This is a genomic window from Acidovorax sp. FG42, assembly GCF_057809195.1.
On the sequence record NZ_JBMDJM010000017.1, the window covers coordinates 118637 to 126688 of the forward strand.

Annotated in this window: 7 protein-coding genes; 3 read left to right on the top strand and 4 right to left on the bottom strand. The window is 65.7% G+C overall.

Annotated elements, in window-relative coordinates:
* Positions 1-57: 57 nt before the first annotated feature.
* Entirely contained in the window at positions 58-2436 is a 2379-nt protein-coding gene (gene metE, locus ACODSM_RS17445; RefSeq protein WP_488806344.1) for a 5-methyltetrahydropteroyltriglutamate--homocysteine S-methyltransferase, read from the bottom strand.
* 108 nt (positions 2437-2544) lie between these two features.
* On the opposite strand from metE, the gene ACODSM_RS17450 reads away from it, so the two are divergent.
* The gene (locus tag ACODSM_RS17450; RefSeq protein WP_488806345.1) at positions 2545-3483 is read left to right on the top strand and encodes a LysR family transcriptional regulator; all 939 of its coding nucleotides are present in this window, start codon (positions 2545-2547) and stop codon (positions 3481-3483) included.
* A gap of 1 nt (position 3484) precedes the next feature.
* On the opposite strand, the gene ACODSM_RS17455 is transcribed toward ACODSM_RS17450, so the two are convergent.
* Positions 3485-3892, bottom strand: coding sequence for a nuclear transport factor 2 family protein (locus tag ACODSM_RS17455; protein ID WP_488806346.1), 408 nt, complete (start codon positions 3890-3892; stop codon positions 3485-3487).
* Between the two features lie 97 nt (positions 3893-3989).
* On the opposite strand from ACODSM_RS17455, the gene ACODSM_RS17460 reads away from it, so the two are divergent.
* Positions 3990-4856 carry a LysR family transcriptional regulator gene (locus ACODSM_RS17460; RefSeq protein ID WP_488806347.1) on the top strand — a complete coding sequence of 289 codons (867 nt, stop codon included), beginning with the start codon at positions 3990-3992 and terminating at the stop codon, positions 4854-4856.
* 111 nt (positions 4857-4967) lie between these two features.
* Entirely contained in the window at positions 4968-6269 is a 1302-nt protein-coding gene (locus ACODSM_RS17465) for a M20/M25/M40 family metallo-hydrolase (protein WP_488806348.1), read from the top strand.
* Between the two features lie 65 nt (positions 6270-6334).
* On the opposite strand, the gene ACODSM_RS17470 is transcribed toward ACODSM_RS17465, so the two are convergent.
* Both ACODSM_RS17470 and ACODSM_RS17475 read right to left on the bottom strand, forming a co-directional pair.
* Positions 6335-7300 carry a 2-hydroxyacid dehydrogenase gene (locus ACODSM_RS17470; RefSeq protein WP_488806349.1) on the bottom strand — a complete coding sequence of 322 codons (966 nt, stop codon included), beginning with the start codon at positions 7298-7300 and terminating at the stop codon, positions 6335-6337.
* Positions 7301-7376: 76 nt separating this feature from the next.
* Positions 7377-7841 (bottom strand): nuclear transport factor 2 family protein, encoded by a 465-nt coding sequence (locus ACODSM_RS17475; protein WP_488806350.1) that lies wholly within the window; start codon positions 7839-7841, stop codon positions 7377-7379.
* Between the last annotated feature and the right edge of the window lie 211 nt (positions 7842-8052).

The following is an 8052-nucleotide window of genomic DNA, read 5'->3' on the forward strand; positions in this document are numbered from 1 at the left end:
TTGCGCCAATCAGGATGGACTGGCAAATGGGGGCCGCCATACCCTGCGGCGGGCGCTTCAGTTGAATGCTTCTTCGTGCAGCCGCTCACGCACGGCCTGCGCGGCCTGCACCATGTGGCGCAGCGCCGCCTCGGTCTCGGGCCAGCCCCGGGTTTTGAGACCGCAGTCGGGGTTCACCCACAGGTGCTCCACGGGCACGACCTCGGCGGCTTTTTCCAGCAGCGCGGCCATCTCCTGCACGCCAGGCACGCGGGGCGAGTGGATGTCGTACACGCCGGGGCCGATCTCGTTGGGGTAGCGGAAATCACCGAAGCCCTGTAGCAGCTCCATGTCCGAGCGGCTCGTCTCAATCGTGATCACATCCGCATCCATGGCCGCGATGGCGGGCAGGATGTCGTTGAACTCGCTGTAGCACATGTGCGTGTGGATCTGCGTATCGTTGCGCACGCCGCTGGCGCTGATGCGGAAGGCGCGCGTGGCGCGCTCCAGGTAGCTCTTCCACCCCGCGCGGCGCAGCGGCAGCCCTTCACGGATGGCGGGCTCGTCGATCTGGATGATGGCGATGCCTGCAGCTTCCAGGTCGCACACCTCGTCGCGGATCGCCCAGGCGATCTGGTCGGCTGTGGTGGCGCGGGGCTGGTCGTCGCGCACAAAGCTCCATTGCAGGATGGTGATGGGTCCGGTGAGCATGCCCTTCATGGGTTTGGCTGTCAGGCTCTGCGCGTATTGCGTCCAGGCCACGGTCATGGGCGTGGGGCGGGCCACATCGCCGTAGATGATCGGCGGCTTCACGCAGCGCGAGCCATAGCTTTGCACCCAGCCGTTGGCGGTGAAGGCAAAGCCGTCAAGCTGCTCGCCAAAGTATTCGACCATGTCATTGCGCTCGGCCTCGCCGTGCACCAGCACGTCAATGCCCAGCGCTTCCTGCTTGCGCACGGCCAGGGCAATTTCGGCTTCCATCTTTTGTTGGTAGTGGGCTGCATCGAGCGCACCGCGCTTGAAGGCGGCGCGTGCGGCGCGGATCTCTGCCGTCTGCGGGAACGAGCCAATCGTGGTGATGGGCAGCAGCGGCAGCTTGAGCCGCGCACGCTGGGCCTTTTGCCGGGCGGGGAAGGCGCTGGCGCGCTGGTCGGCCCCCGGCGCCGCAGCCGCAATGCGGGCGGCGACGGTGGCGCGGTGTACACGCGGGCTGGCGCGGCGGGCGGCCAGGGCGGTGCGGGCGGCGTGCAGTTCGTCGTCTGCCGCCGCTTCGCCTTGTGACAAGGCGGTGGCAAGCACGCGCAGTTCGTCCAGTTTTTCCACCGCAAACGCCAGCCAGGATTTCACTTCGGCATCCAGCTGCGTTTCGGCCTCTAGGCTGAACGGCACATGCAGCAGCGAGCACGACGGCGCCAGCCACAGCTGGCCCTGGTGTTTGTCGGCCACGGGGCGCAGCTTTTGCAGCGCCGCATCCAGGTCGGTGCGCCAGATGTTGCGGCCATCCACAACGCCCACCGACAGCACTTTGTGCGATGGCAGCCAGTCGGCCACGCCCACCAGCTCGTCGGGTGCGCGCACGGCATCCACATGCAGCCCGGCCACGGGCAGCTGGCAGGCCAGGCGCAGGTTTTCGGCCAATGGCGAGAAGTAGGTGGCCAGCAGCAGCTTGGGCGCGCTGCGGGCCAGTTGCCAGTAGCTGTGCTCAAAGGCATGGCGCCACGCATCGGGCAGGTCCAGGCCCAGGATGGGCTCGTCGATCTGCACCCATTCCACACCCTGCGCCTTCAGGCGCGCCAGCACGGTTTCGTACACCGGCAGCAGTGACTCCAGCAGGCTGAAGCGGTCAAAGCCCGCCGTTTTGGATTTGCCCAGCCACAAAAAGCTCAGCGGCCCCAGCAGCACGGCCTTGACGCGGTGGCCCAGCGCCTGGGCCTCGGCCACTTCGGCAAACAGGCGCTCGCTGCTCAGGTGGAATTGGGTGTGGGCGCTGAATTCGGGCACGAGGTAGTGGTAGTTGGTGTCAAACCACTTGGTCATCTCCAGCGCGGGTTGGCCTGCGGTGGGGTGCTTTGCCTGGCAACCGGCGCTGCAGCCTTGGTGGTCGTCTGAGGCGTGGGCTGACACGCCTCGCGCCATTGCAAAGTAGCGTGCCACCTCAGGCGTACTGGCGTCAAAGCCAAAGCGCGCAGGCTCGCAGCCCAGCAACTGGATGTGGTTGGCCACATGGTCGTACAGCGCAAAGTCGCCCACCGTCACATAGCCCAGGCCCGCATCGGCCTGTGCCTGCCAGTGTTGCTGGCGCAGTTGGGCGGCGGTGGTCTGCAGCTCGGCCTCGGTGCTGTCGCCGCGCCAGAAGGATTCGAGCGCGAATTTCAGCGCGCGCTGCGCCCCCATGCGCGGAAAGCCCAGGGTGTGCGTGAGCACGGGGCGGCGGGTGGTTGGAGCTGCGAGCGACATGGTGATTTCCTTCTTCTGAATGGAGCAATGCAATGAAGGCACCGATGGTCGCGTGGGCTCGTTTATTATTCAAACGAAAGTTTTAGTCGATCAACTTGAAAATTAATAATGAACCAGTCGATCCTGGAAGTGCGCCACCTGCGCACGCTGGTCGCCCTGCGCGACAGCGGCAGCCTGGTGCGGGCCGCGCAGTTGCTCAACCTCACGCAGTCGGCGCTGTCGCACCAGATCAAGCTGCTGGAAGACCGCTACGGCCAGCCGCTGTTTGAGCGCAAGTCCGTTCCGCCGCAGTTCACCGCCGTGGGTGAACGCCTGCTGGCGCTGGCTGACGCCGTGCTGCCGCAGGTGGAGGGAGCCGAGCGCGACATTGCCCGCCTGGTGCTGGGGCAGGGCGGGCAGATGCGCATTGCGGTGGAATGCCACACCTGTTTTGACTGGCTGATGCCCGCCATGGATGCGTTTCGCACCCGCTGGCCTGAGGTGGAGCTGGACATCGTGAGCGGCTTTCACGCCGACCCTGTGGGCCTGCTGCACCAGGGCAGGGCCGATGTGGCCATCGTGTCGGAGGTGGATGGTGACGAGGCGGGCGTGGATTACCACGCGCTGTTTGGCTTTGAGATCCGCGCGCTGCTGGCCAACACGCACCCGCTGGTGGCCAAACCACACCTGGTGGCACAGGACTTTGCCGACCAGACCATCATCACCTACCCCGTGCCGGACGAAATGCTCGACCTGATCCGCCAGGTGCTGGAGCCCGCCGGCGTGCGCCCCCCGCGCCGCACCACCGAGCTGACGGTGGCCATGCTGCAGCTGGTGGCCAGCGGGCGCGGCGTGGCGGCGCTGCCGCTGTGGGCAGTGCAGAGCTACCTGGACCGGGGGTATGTGACGGCGCGGCCCATCGCGGCAGGGCCTGGTGACAAAGGTCTGCGCGGCGAGCTGCACGCCGCCTGCCTGCCCAGCCTGTCGGCCAAGCCGTACCTGCAGGACTTTGTGCAGGTGACGCGGGAGACGAGCTTTGTGACGCTCAAGGGCGTAGAACTTTTGTAGCCTAGTCCGGCGCGTACTTGTCGCCCACCTCTTCGCGCAGCGGGTGCGTGTCGTAGACGATGTTCATGTCGCGGATGCGGGTGCTGCCCGCGTCGAACGTGAACACATCCACGCAGGTGAAGGTCACCTCGCGGCCATCGTTCAAGGTCCAGTCGTAGCGGAAGTAGGCCGCCACGCGCACCGATCCATCCTGGCCGGGCTGCGCGGAGGCAAACAGATCCAGCACCGTGATCACGCTGCCGCTGGAGGCCTGGGCGAGCTTTTTGAAAAAGTCGCTCGCACGCATGGTGCCCAGAAAGGGCGAGTGCACCACGCCATCGTCTTCAAAGCAGGCGATCAGCCCCTCCGTATGGCTGGCATGCAGGTGGGCGAGGTAGGTGCGGACGGTGTCGATGGGAGTAGGGCTCATACGCAGCATTGCAAAGGTCGTGGAGTGGAGTGCGTAGCTTCGCCAAGTCCGCGCCGTGCGACAAGAGACAATGGAGGCTTATACATAAAAGGTGTTTATGTATCTGCGCTATCTGCAATACCTCCATGCGATCGTCGAAAAAGGCTCGTTTGCCTTGGCGGCAAATGCCTGCGGCGTGTCGCAGCCCGCGATCAGCCATGGCATGAAAGCACTGCAAGCCCACTTTGCACAGCCCTTGCTGGTGCGGGACGGGCGCCGCTATGTGGCCACCGACCTCGCCCGTGCCGTGGCCGCGCAGGCACTGCCGCTGGCGCAGGGGGTGGAGGCGCTGCCCCGCGCTTCGGTGGCTGCGTCAGACCGGCATCGGCTGCGAGTGGGGCTCACGTCTTCAGCAGCGCTGGTCTGCGGCCCGCTGCTGTATGCCAGCTGGTGCCTGCCCAACGCCCGGCGCTCCCTGGAGATGGCGACGGCCGATGAAGGCAGCCTGCTGGAAGGCCTGCTGCAGCGGCGCTTTGATGCGGTCATCGCCCCCAAGCCGCGCAAGTTTGCGCACCCCGAAGTGGTGGAGCGGCCCCTGTACGAGCTGCATCCCCAGGTCTATGCGCGCAAAGGCCACCCTCTGGCCCGGGCCCAGTCGCTGGTGCAACTGCAGGGCGCTGCATGGGCCTGTGTGGGGCCAAGCGTCAGCGGGCCGGTGGATGTGTTGACGGAAGCGCACCGCGTGCGCCGCATGCCCGCCCCCAAGATGTCCGTGCGCTGCCCCGACTTTGCCAGTCTGCTGCACCTGGTGGCGCAGTCCGACCTGCTGGCTGTTGTGCCGCACCCTGCGTTGTTGGGCGGTGCGTCTGCGCTGGTGGTGCCCCTGCGGCTGGCGGAATCGCTGCCGCTGTATGGCATGTGGCTGTTTGAACCCAGGGGCCGCAAGTCACGGCTGGGCCCCGAGGTGTTTGCGCCAGTGGGCTGAGGCTGACACTGCAGGCGCTGACTGAAAAATTGCAAGAAGGCTTGGTGTTTGAAATCGGCGTTGCAAGACTCCATAATGGCCTTCCTCATCCCTTCACCGAGCCTTTGCACCATGCACCACTCGCTGCACCGCCCGCAATCAGTCCCTTCTTTTGTCCGCCCCTTGATGGCGTCGTTAGCACTGGCGTTTGTCGCCGCCGTGGCCCAGGCTGCGCCCGTGGCCGATGTCCATACGCTGGCCCAGAAGGAGCAGCAGCCGCTGCTCGACACCCTGCGTGACCTGGTGCACATCGAGTCGGGCAGCAAGGACATCGAGGGTCTGAACCAGATTGCCGAGCGCATTGCCAGCCAGCTCAAGCAACTGGGCGGCACGGTGGATGTGCTGCAGACCAGCGATATCTACCGCCTGGACGACACCCCGGAGAAGGTGGGCCCCGCGGTGCAGGCCGTGTTCAAAGGCACGGGCAGCAAGAGGATCATGCTCATCGCGCACATGGACACCGTGTACCTGAAGGGCATGCTCAAAGGCCAGCCGTTTCGCATCGATGGCGACAAGGCCTATGGCCTGGGCATCTCGGACGACAAGCAGGGCATCGCGCTCATCATCCACACCGTGGCCCTGCTGCAAAAGCTCAACTTCAAGGACTACGGCACGCTCACCGTGCTGATCAATGGCGACGAGGAAATCAGCTCGCCTGGCTGGCGCAGCACCATCACCCGTGTGGCGGCTGAGCAGGACGTGGTGTTGTCGTTTGAAGGTGGCGGCACCGACGGCACTCTGCGTCTGGCCACCAGCGGCATTGGGGCGGCCTACCTCACGGTGCAGGGCAAGGCGTCGCACGCCGGGGCCAAGCCCGAAGACGGCGTGAACGCGCTGTACGAGCTGTCGCACCAGCTGCTGCAGATGAAGGATTTGTCCAAGACCGACGAAGGGCTCAAGCTGAACTGGACGGTGTCGAAGGCCGGCACCAACCGCAATGTGATTCCGGCCGAGGCCACGGCCCAGGCGGATGCGCGTGCGCTGCGTGTGGCGGACTTTGACGGGCTGGAGAAGAGCCTGCAAGAGAAGGTCAAGAGCAAGTTGCTGCCTGCCTCCAAGGTGGATGTGAAGTTTGAAGTGCGCCGCCCGCCGCTGGAGGCCAGCGACGCATCCCGCCGCGTGGCGGGCTACGGCAAGGTCATCTACCAGGAGCTGGGCATGTCGCTCAACGTGGTGGAGAAAGCCACGGGCGGCGGCACCGATGCAGCGTTTGCCGCGCTCAAGACCAAGGGCGCAGTGGTGGAAGGCATGGGCCTGTCGGGCTACGGCGCGCACTCCAACGATGCGGAATACGTGCAGATCAACACCATCGTGCCGCGCCTGTACCTGGCCACGCGCATGATCATGGACATTTCGCGCGACCGCGTGAAGTGACACGCTGAGCCGCTCCACACCCTCTCTGTGAGGGCAGCAGCGTTACGCAGGGCGCAGTGGCCGGCTCAGGCGCCCGGCGTGCCCGGCACCGGCGTCCGCACGGCGCCGGTTGCAAAGAAGGATTCCAGATTTTCCAGCACTAGGTCGGCCATGGCGCGCCGTGTTTCATGCGTGGCGCTGGCGGTGTGCGGTGTCAGCACCACGTTGTCCAGCGCCATCAGCGCGGCGGGCACGGTGGGTTCGTTGTCAAACACGTCCAGGCCGGCCCCGGCAATGCGACGCTCGGCCAGCGCGTCGATCAATACCGCCTCATCCACCACACTGCCCCGCGCCACATTGATGAGATAGCCGTGGGGGCCCAAGGCCTCCAGCACATCGCGGTTGACGAGGTGGCGCGTCGCAGCGCCGCCGGCCACGGTGAGCACGAGGTAGTCGGCCCACTGCGCCAGCGCGGTCACCGACTCGAAGTAGGGCAGTGCGCAATCCAGCGCCGGACGGCGGTTGTGGTACCCCACATCCATGCGAAAGCCGCTCGCGCGCTCGGCCACGGCCTGGCCGATGCGGCCCATGCCCACGATGCCCAGCCGCTTGCCGGACACTCGGGTACCCAGCGCGAACCGGGTCTTCGGCCATTCGCCACGGCGTACAAAACGGTCGCTGGCGGCCACGTGGCGTGACACATCCAGCATCAGCGCAAACGCCATGTCGGCCACACAGTCGTTGAGCACGCCGGGCGTGTAGCCCACCTGCACACCACGGGCCTTGGCTGCATCGATGTCCAGCGCATCAAAACCCACGCCAAAACTGCTGATGACCCGAAGGTTGGGCAGTGCCGCAATGACTTCGCTCTTGAGGCCGATGGCTGCGGTGGTCACCACCCCCGTGAACTCCGTACCGCGCGCCGCCAGAAAAGCCGCCGGATCGGTCTGGTCGGCCAGGCAGGCGACGCTGTAATGGGCAGCCAGCTCGGCCTCCAGTGCAAGAAGGGGCAGGCGGCCGATTTGCAGGATGCGAGGGGGAGTCGTGGTCATGGTTTCGTGGGGCAACAGTGCCAAAAAATGCAAGGGGCGGCACACGGCGGCACACAGCCGCCCCGATGTGTCTACATCATGCCGCGACGCGCACGGCCTGGCGGGCCAGCAGCTTCCACTGGCCGCCTTGCTGTTGCCAGACGCCCAGGATCTTGATCTGCACCTTGCCGGGCTTGCCCGAGTCGTTGGTGTCGGCCGTGAGGGAGTGGCGCACGATGGCGGTGTTGCCCACGACCTTGATGGTCTGGTCGGTGATGGCAATGGTCACGAAGTCGGACTTGCCGGCGATCAGGTCGCCGATGAAGCTGTCCTTGGTGTCCACGCGGCCGCCCGAATGGCCGTAACTCAGGTCGTCGGCCACCAAGGCCGTCAGCGCCGCAGGCGTGGGGTCGATCATGGCCACGCGCAGCTTTTCTGCGGCGGCTGCCACAGCTTGCTCGGCCGATGCCGAGGAGCCGGTGGATACAGCGCCGGTGGCGCAACCTGCGAGCGCGGCAAGGGTGACGGCGGCGGCTGTGGCCAGAATGATTTTCTTGAACATCTTGTCTGTCTCCGTTGTTGTGTTGATGGTTTGGAAATGGGCGTGCCAGGACTGCCCCCGGGCCTGTGCACGGCCGGGCCCAGGGTGTTGGTTTGGACTGGGAAAAAAAGAGGGCCTGGAGAACCAGGCCCTGAGCAGGCCTTGAACCCGCTGGTTCTTACTGCGGCCCGAGCTTGTCAATCAGCGCCTTGAGCTCTTCCATCTCGCTGGG

Coding starts and splice junctions, on each gene's coding strand:
- metE (WP_488806344.1), bottom strand. CDS start 2,436: ATGTCGCTCGCAGCTCCAACCACCCGCCGCCCCGTGCTCACGCACACC.
- ACODSM_RS17450 (WP_488806345.1), top strand. CDS start 2,545: ATGAACCAGTCGATCCTGGAAGTGCGCCACCTGCGCACGCTGGTCGCC.
- ACODSM_RS17465 (WP_488806348.1), top strand. CDS start 4,968: ATGCACCACTCGCTGCACCGCCCGCAATCAGTCCCTTCTTTTGTCCGC.
- ACODSM_RS17460 (WP_488806347.1), top strand. CDS start 3,990: ATGTATCTGCGCTATCTGCAATACCTCCATGCGATCGTCGAAAAAGGC.
- ACODSM_RS17470 (WP_488806349.1), bottom strand. CDS start 7,300: ATGACCACGACTCCCCCTCGCATCCTGCAAATCGGCCGCCTGCCCCTT.
- ACODSM_RS17455 (WP_488806346.1), bottom strand. CDS start 3,892: ATGAGCCCTACTCCCATCGACACCGTCCGCACCTACCTCGCCCACCTG.
- ACODSM_RS17475 (WP_488806350.1), bottom strand. CDS start 7,841: ATGTTCAAGAAAATCATTCTGGCCACAGCCGCCGCCGTCACCCTTGCC.